At 70.5% G+C, this 1,297-nt stretch carries 1 protein-coding gene; it reads right to left on the bottom strand.

Annotated features, from left to right (window positions below):
• Positions 1 to 134: 134 nt before the first annotated feature.
• Positions 135 to 1,297 (bottom strand): peptidase (locus tag L995_RS06595; protein WP_047470396.1); only part of this gene is annotated, 1,163 nt, incomplete at its 5' end.

Below are 1,297 nucleotides of genomic sequence, written 5' to 3'. Positions count from 1 at the left end.
GCGCGCAGCCAGGGACAGGGTCTGGAAGCACAGCCGCATGCTGTCCACGTCGTCCAGCTTGCGGCGCTCGGCCTCGGCCAGCAGGGCCTGGTATTTCTGTTCGAGTTGCATGCGGCAAGCATACAGTATGGTGGCTAACCATGTGGCTGCGCCTCCAGGCAAGCAGTGGCCTGTGCGCGATGGCTGCGCTTGCGGCGCAGCCTGCGCACGCCGATGAGCACGCCCGTGGCGCTCATCAGCAGGCCGCCCAGGCTGAAGGCCAGCAGCAGCCCATCCCACAGCGGCCGGCGCTGCAGCAGCGGCAGCCAGTCCCAGCTGTGCAGCATGGCGAACAGCCAGCGCTTGAGGCGCTGGGTGCCGTCCAGCCGGCCCAGCACCTGGCCCGTGTGCGGGTCGATGTGCACCCAGCTGGCCGCAGCATCGCCATACACCACGCGCAACACGGGCAGCGGCTTGTCATGGCCGCCCATCATGGTGTGCTCGGCGCGCTCGTACCAGTACAGGTCGTGCGCGGTCAGCCATTCGCTGCGCAGCACGGGTGCGTCGATCAGCACGGCCGCGCGGTCCAGCAGGGCCTCGTGCGAATGGGATGCGGGCGCGGCGCTTGCGCTGTCCAGCACCAGGGGCGTACCGGCTGCGGGCTGGGCCAGCACCTCGGTGCGGCCTGCGGTGCGCAGCCAACGCAGTTCGCGCACGGGGCCGCCCGCTGCGGCAATCAGCGACTGCGGCGTGGCGTCGTCCCCGGTCAGGCGCAGCGGGCCCTGCTGCCACCGGGCCATGTGCAGTGGCGGCGTGCCCGTGTCGAACAGGCGCCAGGGGTTCATGGACATCAGGCCGCTGAAGATCCAGGCCAGCGTGGTCAGCGCAAACAGCAGGCCCGCCACATGGTGCCAGCGCATGGCGAGGCCCGGGTAGGGCGTGCGCCGGCCGCTGCGGTAGGGCTGCCTGAACCGCCAGCGCATCACCCCGACCACGGTGCCGGTGATGGCCACGGCAATGCCGACCAGCGACAGCACGTTGACGATGTCGGCCCAGGCGCCATCAAAGGCATTGCCCCGGAACATGTACAGCCAGTGCAGCCAGGCGCCCAGGTAGTTCCAGCCGCGCTCGGTGCGCGTGGCATCGCGCACCACCTCGGCCGTGCGGCCGGAGATGTAGAGCAGCGTGCCCTGGGCATCGTCCAGTTGCACGCGGTGCAGGGGGCGGTGGATTTCCAGCGCGCGCGAGTGGCTGAAGGCATCCTCATCCACCGTGCCCAGGTAGTGCAGGCCCGTGCCGTCCCCCGCGAAGGCGCGCG

Source organism: Delftia sp. ZNC0008 (genome assembly GCF_000799035.1).
Classification (GTDB): domain Bacteria; phylum Pseudomonadota; class Gammaproteobacteria; order Burkholderiales; family Burkholderiaceae_C; genus Comamonas; species Comamonas tsuruhatensis.
The sequence above is the reverse complement of the archived record's forward strand: the minus strand, read 5'-3'. Positions and strand labels throughout refer to the sequence as shown.